The following is a 1,644-nucleotide window of genomic DNA, read 5'->3' as shown; positions in this document are numbered from 1 at the left end:
ATTATTAAATTAGCGATATTAATTATAGAGTGGGTTTTGGTTAAATATTTAGGGGAGGAACAACCAATAGGATGGCGTATTTAACAGTCAGAATTGAATTTTTATTAGTAGTAAGGACGCTTGCCCATCATAGTGAGGTACACACTGTTTGATGGACAAGCATTGGCGTTAGTTATTATTCATTGCCAGTTTTCCGAGTTTCATCGCAGCGGTGTGGTGACGGTGCATTAGCTGCTCCATGTCTATGCCGAGCACCGAACCATCGTTAACTCGCCATTTTCCGGCAACCATTACTTTATCCGCTTGTTGAGCGCCGCAGAGTAGTAGTGCTGCAAGTGGATCGTGGCTGCCAGAGAAGCGAATGTCATCAAGCTTGAACATCGCGATGTCAGCTTGTTTACCGACCTCTAGCGTACCGATGTCGGTTCTGCCCATTGCCGCAGCAGAGCCTGATGTTGCCCAGCGCAGTGCGTCGAAGTGAGATACGTTTGCTGAGCCATATTGCAGACGTTGTAGATACATCGCCATGCGTACTTCGGCAATCATATTGGAGCCGTCGTTCGACGCTGAGCCATCAACACCTAGCCCGACTTTTACGCCAGCCGCCTCGAGGTCGTTGTTCTTACAAATACCGGAAGCCAACATCATGTTGGAAGTTGGGCAGTGGCTGATACCTATCCCTGCTTTACCCAAACGCTTAATCTCTTCTGGGTTGAAGTGAATACCATGAGCAAGCCAAGTGCGTTCATTGAGCCAGCCGACATCTTCTAGGTAATCGACAGGGCGCAGGCCAAACTTCTCAATACAGAAGTCTTCTTCGTCTAAGGTTTCGCACAGGTGGGTGTGCATCATTACGTTCTCACGCTCACTGATCTTGGCGGTCTCTTTCATCAGATCTGTGGTGACCGAGAATGGCGAACAAGGCGCGAGTGCGATTTGAATCATCGCCCCTTCATCACGCTGGTGGTAATCACGAATCAAGCGTTGGCTGTCATCAATGATGGTTTGTTCGGTTTGAATGGTGTGTCTTGGAGGTAGCCCACCTTCATCTTCCCCAAGGCTCATGGATCCGCGAGTAAATATCGCTCTAACGCCAAGCTTATCTGCCGCTTCGACTTGTAAATCAATGGCGTGTTCAAGCCCGTTTGGCAGCAAGTAATGATGGTCCGATGCTGTAGTACAGCCCGACATCATCAGCTCAACCAAAGCGAGCTCGGTTGCGAGACTCATCATCTCAGAATCGAGGTTGGCCCAAACCGGGTAGAGGCTTTGTAGCCAATGGAAGAGTTCTTTATTGAGTGCGCCGGGGTAGGCACGCGTTAGGGTTTGATAGAAGTGGTGGTGCGCATTGATAAGCCCTGGTGTTACAACATGGCGAGAGGCGTCGACGCTGTAATCTACGGGTAAGGTCGGCTCTTTGTGTTTGCCAACCAGCTCAATGATTTTATTACCTTTAATGACAATTCCGCCTTCTGCATCAGTTAGTGAGCCAGTGTAGATTGCGAGAGGATTCTTAATCCAGATGGTTTCCATTCATAGTAGTCCTTAGCCATCTCAGCCTTTTCAGGGAAGAGGGTCTTTATTTGGTATTTGTTGTTAAAAGATAAATTCGAATCAAGGGCGATGAAACATTCAGTGTTCTCA

General features: G+C 48.1%; 1 protein-coding gene. It reads right to left on the bottom strand.

The genetic code is table 11. The features are described 5' to 3' along the window. Positions 1–168 precede the first annotated feature (168 nt). Complete coding sequence (locus BCT81_RS28110; RefSeq protein WP_102426569.1) at positions 169–1,533, bottom strand: 8-oxoguanine deaminase; 1,365 nt, start codon at positions 1,531–1,533, stop codon at positions 169–171. Between the last annotated feature and the right edge of the window lie 111 nt (positions 1,534–1,644).

Origin of the sequence: Vibrio sp. 10N.261.52.A1 (assembly GCF_002876325.1) — a bacterium.
GTDB classification, from domain to species: Bacteria; Pseudomonadota; Gammaproteobacteria; order Enterobacterales; family Vibrionaceae; genus Vibrio; species Vibrio chagasii.
Note: the sequence above shows the minus strand (reverse complement) of the source record. Positions and strands in the feature narration are given on the sequence as shown.